The organism is Allopusillimonas ginsengisoli (genome assembly GCF_004153455.1).
In the GTDB taxonomy this organism is placed as follows: domain Bacteria; phylum Pseudomonadota; class Gammaproteobacteria; order Burkholderiales; family Burkholderiaceae_B; genus Allopusillimonas; species Allopusillimonas ginsengisoli.
The window spans coordinates 1-16,900 of sequence record NZ_SDQE01000015.1; the positions used below are offsets into that span (position 1 = coordinate 1).

Annotated in this window: 15 protein-coding genes and 1 pseudogene; 11 read left to right on the plus strand and 5 right to left on the minus strand. The window is 55.6% G+C overall.

Going from position 1 to position 16,900, the window contains the following annotated elements:
- Positions 1 to 169: pseudogene (locus ERE07_RS19125) on the minus strand (alcohol dehydrogenase catalytic domain-containing protein); the annotation flags it as partial.
- A 581-nt stretch (positions 170 to 750) separates the two neighbouring features.
- On the opposite strand from ERE07_RS19125, the gene ERE07_RS19130 reads away from it, so the two are divergent.
- The 7 genes from ERE07_RS19130 to ERE07_RS19160 all read left to right on the plus strand — a co-directional run bounded on the left by ERE07_RS19130 (position 751) and on the right by ERE07_RS19160 (position 9,077).
- Complete coding sequence (locus ERE07_RS19130) at positions 751 to 2,385, plus strand: amidohydrolase (protein ID WP_130010645.1); 1,635 nt, start codon at positions 751 to 753, stop codon at positions 2,383 to 2,385.
- Positions 2,382 to 3,407 (plus strand): CobW family GTP-binding protein, encoded by a 1,026-nt coding sequence (locus ERE07_RS19135; protein ID WP_130010646.1) that lies wholly within the window; start codon positions 2,382 to 2,384, stop codon positions 3,405 to 3,407. The genes ERE07_RS19130 and ERE07_RS19135 overlap by 4 nt, the downstream gene beginning before the upstream one ends.
- Before the next feature lie 59 nt (positions 3,408 to 3,466).
- Positions 3,467 to 4,423: a LysR family transcriptional regulator gene (locus ERE07_RS19140; RefSeq protein WP_130010647.1), complete on the plus strand. Its 957-nt coding sequence runs from the start codon at positions 3,467 to 3,469 to the stop codon at positions 4,421 to 4,423.
- A gap of 219 nt (positions 4,424 to 4,642) precedes the next feature.
- Positions 4,643 to 5,620, plus strand: coding sequence for a Bug family tripartite tricarboxylate transporter substrate binding protein (locus tag ERE07_RS19145; protein WP_130010648.1), 978 nt, complete (start codon positions 4,643 to 4,645; stop codon positions 5,618 to 5,620).
- Between the two features lie 26 nt (positions 5,621 to 5,646).
- Positions 5,647 to 7,608 (plus strand): amidohydrolase, encoded by a 1,962-nt coding sequence (locus ERE07_RS19150; protein ID WP_130010649.1) that lies wholly within the window; start codon positions 5,647 to 5,649, stop codon positions 7,606 to 7,608.
- 2 nt (positions 7,609 to 7,610) lie between these two features.
- Positions 7,611 to 7,961: a cupin domain-containing protein gene (locus ERE07_RS19155; RefSeq protein ID WP_130010650.1), complete on the plus strand. Its 351-nt coding sequence runs from the start codon at positions 7,611 to 7,613 to the stop codon at positions 7,959 to 7,961.
- A gap of 183 nt (positions 7,962 to 8,144) precedes the next feature.
- Positions 8,145 to 9,077: a spermidine synthase gene (locus ERE07_RS19160; RefSeq protein ID WP_130010651.1), complete on the plus strand. Its 933-nt coding sequence runs from the start codon at positions 8,145 to 8,147 to the stop codon at positions 9,075 to 9,077.
- Here the strand turns inward: ERE07_RS19160 and ERE07_RS19165 are convergent.
- The 4 genes from ERE07_RS19165 to ERE07_RS19180 all read right to left on the minus strand — a co-directional run bounded on the left by ERE07_RS19165 (position 9,049) and on the right by ERE07_RS19180 (position 12,210).
- Positions 9,049 to 9,876, minus strand: coding sequence for an isocitrate lyase/PEP mutase family protein (locus tag ERE07_RS19165; RefSeq protein ID WP_130010652.1), 828 nt, complete (start codon positions 9,874 to 9,876; stop codon positions 9,049 to 9,051). The two genes, ERE07_RS19160 and ERE07_RS19165, sit on opposite strands and share 29 nt — an antisense overlap.
- Positions 9,877 to 9,939: 63 nt before the next feature.
- The gene (locus ERE07_RS19170) at positions 9,940 to 10,692 is read right to left on the minus strand and encodes an amino acid ABC transporter ATP-binding protein (RefSeq protein ID WP_130010715.1); all 753 of its coding nucleotides are present in this window, start codon (positions 10,690 to 10,692) and stop codon (positions 9,940 to 9,942) included.
- Positions 10,693 to 10,732: 40 nt separating this feature from the next.
- The gene (locus ERE07_RS19175) at positions 10,733 to 11,386 is read right to left on the minus strand and encodes an amino acid ABC transporter permease (protein WP_130010653.1); all 654 of its coding nucleotides are present in this window, start codon (positions 11,384 to 11,386) and stop codon (positions 10,733 to 10,735) included.
- Between the two features lie 35 nt (positions 11,387 to 11,421).
- Positions 11,422 to 12,210: an amino acid ABC transporter substrate-binding protein gene (locus ERE07_RS19180; RefSeq protein WP_130010654.1), complete on the minus strand. Its 789-nt coding sequence runs from the start codon at positions 12,208 to 12,210 to the stop codon at positions 11,422 to 11,424.
- Between the two features lie 251 nt (positions 12,211 to 12,461).
- Here ERE07_RS19180 and paeA point away from each other — a divergent pair, with 251 nt between their 5' ends.
- The 4 genes from paeA (at position 12,462) to ERE07_RS19200 (ending at position 16,678) form a co-directional block, all read left to right on the plus strand.
- On the plus strand, positions 12,462 to 13,787 hold the full coding sequence (gene paeA, locus ERE07_RS19185) for a polyamine export protein PaeA (protein WP_130010655.1): 1,326 nt from the start codon (positions 12,462 to 12,464) through the stop codon (positions 13,785 to 13,787).
- A 12-nt stretch (positions 13,788 to 13,799) separates the two neighbouring features.
- Positions 13,800 to 14,441, plus strand: coding sequence for a phosphoribosyltransferase (locus ERE07_RS19190; RefSeq protein WP_130010656.1), 642 nt, complete (start codon positions 13,800 to 13,802; stop codon positions 14,439 to 14,441).
- Between the two features lie 132 nt (positions 14,442 to 14,573).
- Positions 14,574 to 15,290 carry a response regulator transcription factor gene (locus ERE07_RS19195; RefSeq protein WP_130010657.1) on the plus strand — a complete coding sequence of 239 codons (717 nt, stop codon included), beginning with the start codon at positions 14,574 to 14,576 and terminating at the stop codon, positions 15,288 to 15,290.
- Complete coding sequence (locus tag ERE07_RS19200) at positions 15,287 to 16,678, plus strand: HAMP domain-containing sensor histidine kinase (RefSeq protein WP_130010658.1); 1,392 nt, start codon at positions 15,287 to 15,289, stop codon at positions 16,676 to 16,678. Before ERE07_RS19195 ends, ERE07_RS19200 begins: the two co-directional genes overlap by 4 nt.
- Positions 16,679 to 16,900: the final 222 nt, after the last annotated feature.

The window sequence follows — 16,900 nt, forward strand, 5'->3', positions numbered from 1 at the left end:
GGAATATACCCTCGGGATCAGCGCCCGACAGCGTGTAATAGTCGGTGTGGCAAATGCCCGTGGCCTTGATCTCGACCAGTACTTCGCCCGCCTTGGGGCCGGACAGCTCGACATCTTCGATAGTGAGGGGCGCGCCTGCTTTCCAGGCAATAGCAGCTTTGGTTTTCATTTAAGACGCAAAACTCATATAGATAGAATATTAGAACCAGCCTCGCTATGACCGTCCTTCTGCTTTGCATAAGCACATGGCAACCTGGCAATCAAAACGGGCGCAGCAAAATCTCTGTCCAGGATGCTTTCACATCAAGACAGCCAAAACGCGCTTATACATCTCTGCGCCCTGCGGGATGGGTAACGATCAAGCATGCTAACTCGGCGGGCCAACTGCCAACCATTCCCCTGCCAGAAGCGCGAACCGGAACTAAATCTTCGTTGAATGGCAAATGGATGTCCAATGCATAGTTACCTTTGTATTGATGCAAAAACGGACCCACTGAATCTGCCCGTCTGAAATGCCACCCTAAGAGAGCGAGCAGGAAATGACCGCGATCTCATACCTGCGTTTATTGCATTAATAGATGATTAATAATGCATTAGACATACGTTCTCCCTTGTTGGATGATTACATTTCTTGGGTTAACTAGCGGCGGCAACATCTAATTGGCCAGTTAAATCGGCTCGCTGAATGTTAGAAGCTCCCGGCATTCAGTTACCGCGCTAAATAATCTCGTTAACGCTACGAGAGTGATTATGAAAGCACTAGCAGATACCTTGTTTTCCGGTGGCACCATCCTGACGATTGACGCCGAGTGCCCTCAGGTTGGGGCCTTGGCCATACGCGATGGCCGAGTTCTGGCGCGGGGCACCAAGGACGAGCTGCGTACATTAGTGGGTTCCGACACTGCACAGATTGACCTGAATGGTCAAACCTTGCTGCCTGGCTTTGTCGAGGCACATGCCCACCCGTTTGGGTATGGCCGAATCTGGGGGGAACCGCTCGTCAATATCCGTGCTTCCCATATCCCCTCTTACGAAGCTGTGATTGCCACCATAAAGCGCCGGGTCGCCAAAGCAACGCCTGGTGAAGTGCTAGCCTTCGTCGGGCTGGATGCGCTGCGGCACGAGGGTATGCGTGAGCCCACACTGGCGGAACTGGATGCCTATGCACCCGCCAACCCGTTGGCCATCTACACATTCAATTTCCACTCACTTTTCGTCAACAGTCAGATGATGGCTTTGTTGGGATTGGACGCGTCAACTCCTGACATGCCAGGTGGTCGCTATGAGCGTGACAGCCAAGGTCAGTTGACCGGGAAGATGATTGAGCACGCGGCCTTTCAGGCTTTCGCGCGTGTGTGTGAGCAGTTTGGCAGTGACCGAGGCTTGCGTGAACTGTCAGGTGGGTTATGGAAATTCGCTAAAGATGGCATTACCACAGTCGCCGACGCCGGACCTCATGAAGGCGCGATTCCTGCATACAAGCAACTGCTGGAGCAAGAGGGTATGCCGATCCGCCTGCGCTTATATGCCAGGGTGGCATTCGACGGTCCTTCGGCCCAGGCCCTGGATTGGGGTGGCGACGACGTCCAAACGATCGGCGTTAAGGTTTGGGCGGATGGCTCGCCATTTGTCGGTACGGCCTGGCTCTCCCGCCCTTACCTGAATTCTGAAGTTACCCTCAAAGGCCTATCGCTGAGCGAGGATTATGTCGGGCACATGAACTATCAATTTGAGCAGTTGCATGATTTGATTGACCGACATGCCAGCCAAGGCTGGCAGATTGCGACCCATGCACAAGGCGACAAGACGATAGATGCTGTACTCGACATCTACGAAAAAGTCCTGGAAAAGTACAACTATACCGGCAGCCCTTTCCGGCTGGAGCACTGCGGCACGATGCGCGATGATCAGATCTTGCGTGCTCAGGCTATGGGTGTTGTGTGCAGCTTCTTCGTGGCGCATGTCTACCATTGGGGCGATCCGATTCGCGACGCCCTGTTGGGTCCGGAGCGGGCCCAAAATTATATGCCCATCGGCTCTGCCACGCGGGCAGGCATGCGTATCTCCTATCACAGCGATGCGCCGATGACTGAGCCTGATCCGCTTTTGTCTATCCAGACTGCTGTTACGCGTCTTACTGCAGCGGGCGTGGTGCTCGGACACAATCAGCAGGTATCAATCGATGACGCGTTGCGGGCTGTGACCATCGATGCGGCGTACCATATTGGTATGGAGCACGAAATAGGCAGCCTTGAGGTGGGAAAGCGCGCCGATTTCGTGATTCTCGACAACGACCCACGACGGGTGCCACCCGAAACACTTGCCTCCATCAAGGTCAACGGTACATGGATGGATGGGCGTCAAATATGGGGTGCTGAATCATGAGTACGGCCGCACCCGGCACGACCACGCGTCCACCGGTTCCGGTCACCGTGCTGACAGGCTTTCTGGGCGCAGGCAAAACCACACTGCTCAACCACATCCTCTCGAATGTTGAAGGCCGGCGTATGGCAGTGTTGGTCAATGACTTCGGTCAGATCAATATTGACGCTCGCCTGGTTGTGTCAGTAGAAGATGACAGAATCGCATTGTCCAATGGATGTATTTGTTGCACGATCCGTGACGATCTGGTTTCGGCCTTGCTCAAACTGCTGGCGCACGATCCGGCACCCGAGCATGTGGTAATTGAGGCCAGTGGCATCTCCGACCCTTTGGGCATTGCGGAAACGCTATTTCAGCCCGAGTTGGAACCTTTTGTGAGTATCGATGCCCTGGTAACCGTATGTGATGCCGCAGCCTACCCCGAGCAAGACTTTCAGAATACGGAGATGGTGCTGCGCCAAGCGGCTATCGCGGATCTGATCTTACTTAATAAGGTGGATATCGCCCGGCTATCTGATGTAACGCAACTGCAGTCGGATCTTCGCTTGGCTGCTCCCCAGGCCCGGATGATTAAGACGGTGCAGGCGTGTCTGCCCATGAGCGTGCTATTCGGGCAGCACACAACTGCGACAGTGGGCCACGCAAGGACTCCGCAACGATTACTCAGCGCGGATGGACACGGGCAAGAGCATCATCATCAGCACAACGAACGATTCGAAACGTGGAGCTGGATTGAGCCTAAGCCTCTGACGCTGGCCGCCTTCATGCGATGGGTCGATGAATTGCCCAAGGAGATATATCGGGCCAAAGGCATTCTAAGACTGGCAGAACATCCCGACTGCGCAGCGATATTCCAGATGGTAGGAAAGCGTACATCTATCGAGCTCGGGCAGCATGGGAGTGGCGTATCAGCAAGCGAGTTGGTACTCATCGGTGCGAGCGGTGCACTAAAGGCAACGCGGCTGGAGACCGGGCTACAGGCCTGTGTGGCGCATGCATGTGACGCAACGGCGCTATCAAGCTGACATATTGACGATGCGGATCGAGGTTGATCGCATCCCCTGCGTGGAGTGTAAATAACACTATGAACACAGACATTGAGTTAAAACGCCTGCGGCACTTTGTCCTCTTGGCCGAAGAGCGTAATTTCACCCGGGCGGCAGAACGCGCAAACCTGTCTCAGACTGCATTCAGCCGCAGTATTCTGGCTTTGGAAGAGCGTCTGAATGTCAGAGTCTTTGATCGAGGAACGCGCTCGGTACATCTTACTGCCGCTGGTCAACAGTTGGTCGCGAAGGCGCGTCAGTTGCTGGAGCAGGCACGCAACCTCGTCCTCGATGTGGAAGGCATTGCCAACGCAGACGGTGGTGAACTGTCGTTCGGAGCCAGCCTGATGGCCGTTGACGGCGTACTCAACGGACTGCTGCCCGAACTCATGCGTCAAAGCCCGCGGCTCACTGTCAATGTTGAAGTGAACCATTGGAGACAATTGCAACAACATCTTGAACAAGAACGCATCGAGTTCTTCGTCAGCTACCCAGGTTCATTATTGGATAACAGTGACTTCACGGTTACATCACTGCCGGCGATACCGTCGTCGGTCTTCTGCCGCCCTGGCCACCCACTGCTCAGTGCTGACGCGCAACCAAGCCCGCGAGATCTGCCCAATTATCGCTGGGCAACCGTTCAGTTGCGCGATGCGGCCGCAAAGCGCATGCAGGCACTGTTTGGCATGTCCGCCAACTCTCCCCTGCCCCTGGCGCTGACCAGTAATAATCTGTCCTTGCTGCGTGAGGCCACGCTGAGCAGTGACATGCTCCTTTTTACCTGGGACTCATGGCTGCAAGCCGATGTTGCGGCCGGCACCATCATTGACTTGGGCCAGAAACTACGCCCGGCCTTACCCCAAAAAGCCATGAAACTGGACTTTGCGATCATTCAGCTGAAAGACCGTACCGCATCGCCCGCGGCGCGCCGGATGATCGACCTGATTAAAGGTGCCGCCAAGAATGCGCCGTCGTCCAATCGAAACAGGCCATAGAAAAATATACGCTGCTTTCAATCCAGGACTCACCCTGACCATATTAGATCCATATCCACAAACAGCGTTCAACACAGGACCGTTCCGCAGCGGAGCATTGGAACTTATATTTCACAACGTTTTTTCACCAACCATAGAAGCAAAATAAATTTTACAGAAACAGCGCCAAAGCGAAATGTTTATTTTCGCAATGACCTGTGCCTTATAACGGAGACAAATATGCTGAATTTTAAAAAAGCTTTTCAACTCGTACTTATTGCGGTTCTCGCTTTAGGAAGTTCCTTCGCATTCGCACAAGACTGGCCCACTAAGCCTGTCAGAATAGTCGTGCCATTCAGTCCGGGCGGCTCAACAGATGCCGTTGGCAGATATCTTGCCAACAAGATGGAGCTCATCACCAAGCAGTCGGTGGTGGTCGAAAATATTACCGGCGGCGGATCGATCGTAGGTATGAGACAAGTGATCGGAGGCGCAACCGATGGCAACAGCATGGTATTTACAGGGTCAGGCTCGATCACTGTGATGAAACACACCAACTCAAACCTTCCGATTGATCCAGAAAATGACTTGACACCGGTCACCTTGATTAACACCTTGCCTCATTGGATCGTTGTAAGAGCAGACAGGCCAGAAAAGACGTTTGAGGAATTTGTCGACTATATTCGCAAGAACCCCGGCACCGTCAGCATTAGTGTCAACCAAGTCGGTGGCTCTGCTCACCTGGCTCTCGCAAGCTGGGCGAAAACCAATAATCTTGACATTATTGTCGTGCCTTACCGGGGTTCTTCGGCAGCCATGATTGACCTGCTTGGCGGCTCAACGACCGCACACGTAGATGTAGTTGGTTCCTCTTTACAGTTTGTCAAGGCAGAGAAAGCCAAAGCTTTACTGTTGTTGCAGGAAACACCCATCGAAAGCCTACCTGACGTTCCAGCGTCACCCCCGGTAGATAAAGGCGGTTTACTGGTCTTCGGCCAACATGTCCTGGCGGTGAAAACTGGTACGCCACCCAGCATTATCAACGACATATATGAAGTAGTGAGGAAAATTACCGCCGAGCCAGATTTCGTTGCCTTCCTTAATGACCTGGGTTATGAGCGGATGGACACGACTCCCGCTGAGTCCAGGGAAAGTCTCGCAAAGGACTCAAAGATATACGCCGATTTCGTTAAGACGACAAACATCAGGGTTAATTAAGCGAACCAATAGTTTCGGAGTATTTAATGACAACGCTGGCCAGCACTGCAAGCCCGACATCAGAAACCCTCACTATATTCATCGCAAAATTCATTTACACCATGGATGAATCACTTCCGCACGCGACAGCTGTGGGCGTGATTGGGGATCGAATTGTCGCTGTAGGGGATCTTGAGTCCATGGCGCCATGGCGGGAAGGTAGAAAGACCATCATTGATAACCGGTTGGCTGACAAAATTTTGATGCCTGGTTTCATTGACAATCATTTGCACCCCTATCTTGGTGCTATCTTGACTCCCATGGAGATAATTGCTCCTGAGGCATGGCGAATGGAGGGTGGGGAAATGGCCCAGGCAGCTACCTCGCCCGAGAGCTATCGCGAACGTCTCATGGAGCGTTTAGCCGCCCAAACGGACAAGGATGATTGGTTCATCTCTTTCGGATATCAGCCTGCCATGCATGGAAAATGGACACGAAAAGAGCTGGATTCGTTGTGCCCGACTCGTCCTGTAATTCTTTGGCACCGCTCCTTTCATGAAACCTATCTGAATAGTGCCGCACTGGAAAAACTGGGTATCACACCAGACGTAGTCGGCGATCACCCACAGGTAAAGCTCGACCGTGGGCATTTTTTCGAAACCGGCAACAAGCTTGTCGTCGCGAGGCTGCTGCCCTACCTGATGCGGCCTGAGTGGTATAACCGCGGTCTGAATATTACCGCAGACCTTATGCAGCAAGGCGGAATTACAACGGCCGCTGATTTGGTATTTGGCGCCGTTGATCCCGACTTTGAACTCGCCGCATTGGAAGCGTGTATCGAGAAACCCAATCGACCATTACGTATCGTTAATGTCTGTGATGCTCGCGGATTCTCAAATCGTGCTGTAGGACAAAAAGTGATGGGTGCGCCAACGCAGTGTCCTGAATTCGTGGAAGGCCTTAAAGCAATTGACGACATTCAGTCGCGTTCTACCAAGCGGATTCGTTTCTCAAAGTCCGTCAAACTGTTTGCGGACGGCGCGATGTTCTCCCAATTAATGCAAATGAACCACCCAGGATATATTGACGGCCACCACGGTGAATGGCTCATGTCACCAGAGGTACTAGCCGAGGGTGTAAAGGTATTCTGGAATGCCGGTTACCAGCTCCATGTGCATGTGAATGGGGACGGTGGCATGGACGCAGTATTGTCCGCCCTGGCGGCTGCGCAGGAAGAAAAGCCACGCTTCGATCATCGGTTCATGATGCATCACGTCGGCTTTCATTCCAATGCTCAGTCTAGAAAAATGTCTGTACTGGGGGCACATGCTTCAGTTAACCCCTATTTTATCCACGCGTTGGCAGATGATTATTCTCTGCTGGGACTTGGCCCGGAACGCGCTTCTCAGATTGTGCGCGCGGGCTCGTTGATTCGAAGCGGGATGCGGGTGTCATTTCATTCTGATTTTATGATGGCACCCACAGAACCTCTTTTCCTGGCCTGGTGCGCAGCGACACGCACAACAAAGTCCGGGCGTGAGGTGTGCCCCCAAGAGCAATTGACGCTTGAACAAGCATTACGGGGGATTACTATCGACGCAGCCTTCGCCCTACATCTCGATCACGAAATAGGCTCGATCTGCGCTGGCAAGAAGGCGGATTTCACAATATTGGAAGACGACCCGTTTGAGCTGGGGGTCAAGCGTCTAAAGGACGTAAGGGTGTCTGGCACTGTATTTGAAGGACAGGTCCATCTGCGCGCGAAGGCATTGGCCAGCAGCCTCTCAGCCCAAGAGTCTGATAACGCCAAACTTAATCTGATAGCGAAAACGGATAACGCAAACGCTCCTGCCGTTAACCGGACAAGCTCGCGCCCTAGTCGGCTGCGCGCCATCAAAAAGGGGTGCTGCGCTATCGACGGAGACCCTTGCTTGTTTCTGCGTCAGCTAGCCGCCTGGACGCAAGAACGGGGATGGCTGCGTTATTCTCAAACAATTCGCGAGAACTAGAAATGAATAAACCTGTCACACTCATGCGTGAAGCAAACCCCGAGCCACTGCTTAATGCAACACCTTGGAAAAGGATTGAAGGAACGAATCCACAGACCATCACAATGGTCTCTTCCCAATCTCCTGATGGTCGCAAGATTACCGGTGTATGGATTTGTACTCCAGGAAAATGGGAAATTGATTATGACCGCTGGGAGTACTGCCATTTCCATGAGGGTCACAGCATCATTACTCCTGAGGGTAGCGACGCAATTCACCTGAAAGCGGGAGATATTTTCACGATTGAGCCGGGCACGAAAGGAACCTGGGAGGTAGTGGAAACCGTACGCAAGAATTTTATTTTTGTTTCCTAGCGGAAACATCAATTGAAGAGACTAGCTGGCCGGTGCTGGCAAAACCGCCGCTACCTCTTGAGGTCATCACTACCTGTGCGATACTGATCGCTCACAGGGCCACACTGCGCGCCTACCCTGCCCCAAACTTCATCCGCGCAGAGTAGCGCGTGATGATGACCACTAAAGGGATAGCCATTCACCATGAAACTGAGCCGTCATCGTCTGCTGATCGGAATTGCGGCCGCGGTGCTGCTTACATGCGCGGCGTTTGGTATTTCCGCACTTGTGTCGGCGCCGTCGGTGCGATTGCTTCACACAGAGCCTTCAGACTTTGCCCCGATTTTGGTTTTTGAAGAGTACGGGCAACGCTGCATGAACTTCAACACAATCGAGGACGACGGGCGGCATACCTGCATGAGTCTGGAAAATCCGGACGAAATGGTCTTCAATTACACCCGGATGATGACAAGCGCCCTCTTTGTCAATCCTTCGCCACGCAACGTGCTCGTGGTGGGTCTGGGCGGCGCCACGCTGCCCAAGGCGCTGGAAAAGATTCTGCCCAATGCCGTCATCGATAGCGTGGAGATCGATCCGGCGGTCGTACGGGTTGCGGAACGCTTTTTTGGCTATCGACCGGGCCCCAGGCAGCGCGTGTTCGTCGAGGATGGCCGTGCATTTGTAGAACGCGCTGTTCAGGCACACCGGCACTACGATATGGTGATGCTGGATGCGTTCGATGTCGACTACATTCCCGCGCATTTGCTCACCCGGGAATTTCTCACGCTCGTGCGTGACCTGCTCTCGCCCGATGGGGTTCTGGCCGCCAACTCTTTCACCACCAGCCACATGTACGATCGGGAATCAGCCACGTATGCGGCGGTATTTGGCGATTTCTTCAATTTGCGCGCCGAGCATCGTTTTATCACTGCCAATCGCGTAATCATCGCCACGCGTGCCGACCTACCTGATGATCAGACGCTGGCCCGACACGCTGCCGCGCTGACAGACACGCTGGCGCCCTTTGGCATTGATGCCGCACGTCAGCTCCAATGGTACGCCCGGGATAGGGATTGGGACGAAAACGTGCAGATTCTCGTGGACGAGCTCAGCCCTTTTTCTGAAAAAACTGATTGAGCGTCTGGCCTGATGCAGCATGGGCAAAGGCCTTGAACTCGCCCTGTTCAGCGATCTCTTGCGCGGCCTGCAGGAACCCTGCCCAGGCAGTGCGCGCCAAGGCACCCCCTACGCTGATGCGTCTTACGCCCATCGCCGCGACGTCCTGAACATTGAATGCCGTGGCACCGCCAATCAGGAGGTTGACGGGTTTTGGCGCAACAGCGGCCACGACAGCCAGAATCTGTTCCCGGGTGTGCAGGCCAGGGGCATACAGGCAATCAGCACCCGCTTGCGCATAGGCTTTAAGCCTGGCAATGGTGTCGGTCAGATCGGGCCGCCCCAACAGAAAATTTTCTGCCCGGCCCACCAGCAAGGTATCACCGCCCGCGTCGTCGATGGCCCTGCGGGCTGCGCGCAGTCTGTCGACGGCGTCGCTGATATCGCGCACAGGCATGGCAGGATCGCCCGAGGCGTCTTCAATGGAAAGCCCGGCAACTCCGGTATCTATGGCCATTCGAACACTGATGGCTACGCCTTCCGGATCCGCTGCGTAGCCGCTTTCAAAATCAGCATTCACAGGCAAATCGGTGGCAGCGACCAGGGTGCGCAAATGCGCCAGCACGCTATCCCGCGACATTGCGCCATCTGCGCAGCCTGAAGACCATGCATAGCCCGAGCTGGTGCTGGCCAATGCCTTGAAACCGAGCCCTTGCAGCATTTTTGCGCTGCCAACATCCCAGGGGTTGGGAATGACAAAACAGCCCTGCTCGTGCAGGGCTTTGAATGCTGCGCGTTTTTCTTTTACTGTTGACGACATGCCAGCCTCCGAAGGGTGAATGATCAAAACCATGACCGGAACCCATTGTAGAGCGAGTGTCGCCTATAGCATCTGACCCAGAAACATCCTGCTGCGCTCATGCTGCGGCGCCGTGAAAAAGGCGTGAGATGGGGCTTCCTCGACGATTTTTCCTTGATCCATGAAAATCACGCGATGCGCGGCTTCGCGGGCGAATCCCATTTCGTGGGTGACGACCAGCATGGTCATGTGTTCGTCGGCCAGCTGGCGCATGGCGCGCAAGACTTCGCCGGTGAGCTCGGGGTCCAGCGCTGACGTTGGCTCGTCGAACAGCATGATGTCGGGTTCCATCGCCAGGGCGCGTGCTATCGCGACACGCTGTTTCTGGCCGCCTGAAAGCCGGTTGGGATAGTTGTCCCTTTTGTTCAGCAACCCTACTTTCCTTAGCAGTTCCTCAGCCTTGGGAATGATGGCGTCCCTGGACATGCCTTTGACCGTCAGCGGCGCTTCGATAATATTCTGCAGCACGGTCATGTGCGGGAAGAGATTGAAGGACTGAAACACCATGCTCATCTTTCGGCACAATCTGCGTACTTCTGCATCGCTGACGTATCGGCTGCTGCCGCCCTCTTCCGACGTTGCCAGCGCCTGGCCTTCGACTGCTATGCTACCCTGATCTATGGTTTCGAGGTTGATCAAACAACGCAAAAAAGTGCTTTTGCCCGAACCCGATGGGCCGATGACGGCAACGACTTCGCCTTTTCGCAAGGTCAAGGACACATTGTCCAACACCCGGTTGTCGCCGTAGGATTTGACGATATTGCGAGCGGCGATCATGACAGGACGCGCATCCGTGCCCGTCTGATCGAGCGGCGGATTATTGGTCGTATTTGTCATAGCGTTTTTCCATGTACTGGAACATCCAGGTCAGCAACAACGTCATCAGCAAGTAGAAAACAGCCGCCACCAGAAAGGGCGTCGTGGTGAAATCACGCTGCACGATTCCCCGGGCCGCTCGCAGGATATCGTTGAGCGCCAGCACATAGATTAACGAGGTATCTTTGACCAGTGTGATGGTTTCGTTGCTCATGGGCGGCAATACACGCTGGACCATCTGCGGAAGCACAATGCGCCGCAAGGTCTGCAGATAGCTCATGCCCAGCACTTTGCTGCCCTCGTACTGCCCTCGGTCGACCGCCAGAATGCCGGCCCTGAATATTTCCGCAAAATAGGCGGCGTAATTCAGCGCAAAGGCCACGACGGCTGCCGGAAAATCCGGCAACCGTATGCCGATCACCGGCACGAACGGCAAGGCATAGTAAATGAACAGCATCTGCAGCATCAGCGGCGTGCCGCGCATGAGCCAGATATAGCCGTTCACCAGCCGACTAAGCGTACGCCATCTGGATATCCGGGCCAGGGCCAGCACCAGCCCCAGCGGTACGGACAACGCGAACGTTATGAAGAACAGCGCCAGGGTGACCTTCGCGCCCTGGGCCAATGGCTCCAAGAGGGAAATAATGTATTCCATTTATCAGGCTCTCCGAGCCATCTCGTGCCAGCCTGTTATTTGATGATGTCCGCGCCAAACCATTGGTTGGCAATGCGGCCGGAAGTGCCATCCTCTTTCATGGCGACCAGGGCTTCATCCAGCTTGCCAAGCAGTTCGGTGTCGTCCTTGCGAACACCTACCCCGTAGTCTTCAGTGCCAAAGTTTTCGTCGAGGATACGGTATTCGCCCTCGCGCTTGCTGGACAGATAACGGCCAACCACCTCATCCACCACGACGGCATCCAAACGCCCGGTTGACAAGTCCATCAGGGCAGAAACGTTGTCGGCAAAGGTCTTGAGCTCTTTCAGGCTGCCGGCGACGTCAGGCTCCTTCTTGATGGCATCCACCGCGCTGCTGCCTTCCTGCGCGCCAACGATTTTTCCTGCCAGATCTGCCTTGTCCTGAATGGAAGACTTGCCGGAGACGACGATAATCTGATGGTTCACCATATACGGCGCGGTGAATGCGATGTTTTTCTTGCGCTCTTCGGTAATCGTCAGGCCGTTCCAGAGCACATCCACACGCTTGCCGTTGAGCTCCGCTTCCTTGCCGCCCCAGTCTATGGGCTTGAATTCGACGTCGACACCAAGACGTTTTGCGGCCTCGCGGGCCATATCGATATCAAAGCCGACCAATTGGTTGCTTTCATCCCGAAAGCCCATGGGCGGGAAATTGTCGTCCAGGCCGACAACGATTTTCCGGGTTTCGGCCGGTGCGCTGGCCTGAGGGGCGTCGTCGCTTTGACCGCAAGCGGCAAGCAGCGCCGTTGCGGAGAACATACATACAGCAATCAGTTTTTTCATGTTGGCAGTGCCAGGGGCACGGTAATGGATGGGATGTAGTAGCGGCTCGAAGTGGCCGAATCCATTATTATAGCCAGCGTCGGCAGCCCGCCCGATAGCGCGCGATAGCGGGCACCGTGGATGCGCGCCATCCTTCTTTGTTGTCGAATCTCGCTAAAAAGCATATAGAAGTATCCTCGGCCGGCAACTCCGGTAAACTCGGAAAATCTTCAATATCCGTGGAGCGCTCCCGGCGTTTCCACCATGCTTTGATGTCGCTGGGTCAAAATCTGCTGCTGTTGGCGGCGCTCGTTATCGCTGCTGCCTTTTTCTCTCTCGCCGAGATATCTCTGGCGGCGTCAAGACGGTTGCGCCTGCGCCGCATGGCGGAAGACGGCGATGCCCGTGCCGATAAGGTCATGCGGGTTCAGCAACAGCCCGGCCATTATTTTACTGTTATCCAGATCGGCGTGAATGCCCTGGCCATCCTCGGAGGCATTGTCGGCGAAGGCCTGTTCAGCCCCTATGCGGCGCGGTTGCTGGAACAGTGGCTTGCTCCCGAATTGTCTGCCAGCCTGGGGTTTCTGGTGTCCTTTATTCTCGTGACATCGCTGTTTATTGTGCTTACGGACCTCATTCCCAAGCAGGCCGGGATGGCCGAGCCGGAACGGTTTGCCGTGCGTGTGATTGGTCTCATGCTTTTTCTGGCGAAACTGTTCAAGCCACTGGTATGGATTTACAGCCATATCGCCGACGGCTTGATGCGCTTGCTGGGGCTGCCCATGCGCCGCGATGACCGTGTAACCTCCGATGACATTCTTGCCCTCACAGAAGCGGGCGCACGCTCAGGCCTGCTGGCCAGGGGTGAGCAGCAGATCATCGAGAATATTTTCGAGCTCGACACGCGCACAGTACCCAGCGCCATGACCCAGCGAGACCGAATCGCCTATTTTCATCTCGATGATCCGGATGACATTATTCGAGCCCGGATTTCCGAGGAGCCCTACTCCACCTATCCCGTTTGTCAGGGCGACATCGATCATGTGGTTGGCTATGTCGAGGCGCGCGACCTGTTTCAGCGCGTGTTGAACAACCAGCCGATTTCCCTGGCTGACGGCCAGCTCATTCATAAAGCCCTGGTCGTTCCCGATCGCCTGACACTGGCCGAAGTACTGGAACAGTTCCGGCAGGTGGGTGAGGATTTCGCTATCATCGTCAATGAATACAGTCTGGTCGTGGGCGTGGTCACGTTGAACGACGTCATGAGCACCGTCATGGGCGATCTGGTATCGCCCTGGGATGAAGACCAGATCATCCAGCGCGATGAAAGCTCCTGGCTGATCGATGGCGCCACGCCCATCCAGGATGTGCGCAGGGCGCTGTCGCTGGAAGAATTGCTGCACGACGACGAATATGAAACCTTGGCAGGGTTTCTGATGGATATGCTTCGCCGGGTTCCTCGCCGCACAGATACGGTCAGGCTGGGCGATTACAAGTTTGAGGTCATGGACGTCGATACCTATCGTGTCGACCAGGTATTGGTCACGCGAATCACTCCGCCTGCCCTGCCCGTCGTCGTAGCACCCGCCAAGGAATAACACGGAGTCCCTATGGACGCACTTTTTGAAGACAGACGCGACGCCGGTCGCCAGCTCGCCGCCGCATTGTCCGACGCCTACGCTGGGCGAGGCGATGTCATCGTACTGGGTTTGCCCCGCGGTGGTGTGCCGGTTGCTGCCGAGATTGCTCGGGCGCTGCATGCAAAGCTGGATGTGCTGCCTGTACGCAAGCTTGGCCTGCCCGGGCACAAGGAATACGCCATGGGTGCGATCGCCACGGGCGACGTCATGGTGCTGGACGAGAACGTACTGCAGGCCATGCGCGTTGATCGGGCCGCGATCGACACCGCCAAGGTGCTCGAGCAAGCCGAGCTGCGTCGCCGCGAACAGCTCTACCGCGCCGGCCGCGCGCCGCTGAATCTGGCCGGCAAGATTGTGATCGTGGTCGATGATGGGCTGGCAACGGGCTGTACCATGCGCGCTGCGGTAGCGGCCATCCACAGTCATGACCCGGCAGAAATCGTTGTTGCCGCCCCGGTTTCCTCTGAAGAAGCCTGGGAGTCCTTGCGGCTTGGCGTTGCAGATATTGTCTGTCTGTCCATTCCGCAGATATTTCGCGCTGTTGGATTATGGTATCGATCATTTCCCCAGACATCCGACGAAGAAGTTCTCCAGATCTTGGCAGAACGGTAGGTATTTGCCAGCAATAATGCGGGCTTGCCGGTAAGCGCCGGCAGGTTTCCAGCCTTATTCTACATAGCGGTTAAAATTCAGGCGGCCGGCTGATGCGCCAACTCGGGCGACAGCGCGGCGGAGGATTTGTCCATGTGGAAATGCCTGATAATCGAAGACGACAGGGACAATGCCCACTACGTAGCGGAAGGCTTTCGTGAGCTGGGGCATCATCCCGTGGTCTGTTACGACGGCGTCGAGGGCCTGCGGCGGGCGACGACCGAGCAATGGGATGTCATTATCCTCGACCGTATGCTGCCCAACCAGATCGATGGGCTGGCGATTCTCACCACCTTGCGTAGCCTGGGCAAAAAAGTGCCCGTCCTGGTGCTCAGTGCGCTGACGACGCTCGACGAGCGCGTCCGTGGGCTCAAATCCGGCGGCGACGACTATCTCGTCAAGCCTTTTGCATTGATGGAGCTTCTGGCCCGCACAGAAGCGCTGATACGGCGATCAAAGAACGACCAGAGCGACCTGCTGCTCGAGTATGCCGACTTGCGCATGGACCTGACCGTGCCGCGCGTAACACGTGGCGGCAAGGTCATTGCACTTCAACCTCGTGAATACCGGTTGCTTTCTTACATGATGATGCATCCAGAGCAAACCCTCACGCGCGCCATGCTTCTGGGGTCGGTATGGGGATACCAGTTCAATCCTCAAACCAATGTCATCGATGCCGCCATCAGCCGTTTGCGGCAAAAAATCGACGGCGCCTATGCACCACCGTGGCTGATTCATACCGTCAGAGGCGCCGGCTACATGCTCGCCGAACGAGATCATCCGTCGGGCAACACACGCAACGACTCATGACCATCGGCCAGATAGGACAAGCCTGGCGTCGATTGTGGGGGTCTGTCTCTTTTCGCCTCACGTTCAATTACAGCCTGCTCGCCGCCGGCACGACCATCGTCGTACTGCTGTTTGTCTACCTGCAGCTAGTGAATCTGCTGCAGATGCAGTTCTCCCGCCAGATATCACTGGCGGCGCACAGACTGGTTGCCCTGTACGAAAATGAGGGTGCGCACGCCCTGTCCTCAGCCATCACCACCCTGTTGTCGGACCAAACGGATGTCGATTCGGAAATGTATCTGTTGCTGGATGCGCAGGGCGTAAAGCTGGCCGGCAATCTCGATCCCATGGATATCGGGCCTGGCGATCATGAGCTGTCCAGCACCACTTCAGAAGCGGTACTGCGCGACGGCATCCCAAGAGAAGGTTTTTTGCGCCTGCAACGCCTGGACAATGGATGGCTATTGGTGGTGGGCCATGATGTACGCGACCTGCAGGAGATCAAGCATCTGATCAGCCAGGCGATGCTGTTGACGACGTTCATTGCCATGTTGCTGGTGGCGGCTGGCACTTATGTGTTCCGCCTGGCGCTGACATGGCGGGTGCAGGATATCCGCGATACGGTAAGGCATGTGGGTACAGGCGAATTGACGCGGCGAGTACCGGATGCGCAGGAAGAAGACGAATTTGCAGGGCTGCGTAACGACATCAACCATATGCTTGATCGCATTGAGGCACTCATGAGCGGCGTGCGCAACGTGTCGGACTCAATCGCGCATAATCTACGCACGCCTCTGGCCCGAGTTCTGGCCAACCTGCACGCAGCCCAGCACCGACGACTGGACGGCCCCGCACAGGAAGCGGCCATCGACGAGGCGCGGCGCGAGATCATGGATCTCATTACCGTCACGGAGAAGCTGCTTCTGATTGCCGAGGCGGAATCAGGCGTGCGCCGCCAATCCTTCCAGAAACTGTGCCTAAGCGGCATTCTGGAGGATGTCGTCGATCTGTTTGAACCCCTAGCCGCGGAAAAGCACATTACCCTACACCTGCGCTGCGGGGCCGACCCGCGCGTATGGGCGGACGCCGACCTTCTGGCTGGCGTCTTCGTGAACATCATCGAAAACTCACTGAAATACGCCGGCGACGGCACCAATATTGTGATCGACACAAGCCGGGAAGGCCGATTCGCCATCTTGACGATTGACGACGATGGCCCCGGTGTTGAAGCCCAGTTCATGGAGCATGTTGGCACGCGCTTTTATCGCCTGCGCCCCGATGCGCCGGGTTATGGGCTGGGCCTGGCGTCAGTCAGAGCCATCATCTCCCTGCATGAAGGCCAGGTGTGGTTCGAGGACGCACAACCTGGTTTTCGCGTACGCATTCAGCTTCCACTGGCGGAGCACTAGCAGGGCCTCTCGCCCGCGTCCATGCAAACGTCACCAGCCCCCCATTACCGTTCGGTAATGTTGTGGTAATCCTCTTTTTGCGCCAGCCCCACCCTATCTCTCCTATGATTTCACGTTCGTTTCATTCCGGCAGTTAACGGGCTTGCGCGACAGTTCTTGTGGCGTGTGTTCGACGATTTACGGTGTGTTCCGTTATCACAGGGTGTGGAGAGAGGATCAACA